This is a genomic window from Bradyrhizobium sp. Crot121 (assembly GCF_059512385.1).
In genome coordinates, this window is the sequence record NZ_JCAMOR010000472.1 from 1 (window position 1) to 373 (window position 373).

The 373-nt window shown below is 66.5% G+C and carries 1 protein-coding gene; it reads left to right on the top strand.

What is annotated here, in order from left to right:
* Positions 1-373, top strand: a 373-nt coding sequence (locus tag AC5ZGW_RS47535) for a molybdopterin cofactor-binding domain-containing protein (RefSeq protein WP_496114326.1), incomplete at both ends; no start/stop codon positions are given.

Consider the following 373-nt stretch of genomic DNA (forward strand, 5'->3'; position numbering starts at 1 on the left):
GATGCTGGCGTCGCGAAAGACGAACCGTCCGGTGCGGCTCGAGCTGACCCGCGCACAGATGTTCACCCTGGTCGGGCGGCGGCAGGAGACGGCGCAAGATCTCGCGCTCGGCTTCGTCGATGGCCGGCTGACGGCCATCGAGCACGATGTCATCGCGCAAACCTCGACACATGCGGAGTTTTCCGACTCGACCGCGGTCTACACGCGCTTCCTTTACGCCTGCCCCAACGTCACCACGCGTCACAGCCTCGTGCGCACCAACGAGCCGCAACCGGTTCCGATGCGCGCGCCGGGAACGGCCCCCGGCACGTTTGCACTGGAGTCGGCGATGGACGAGGCGGCTGAGCTACTCGGAGTCGATCCGCTCGAATTG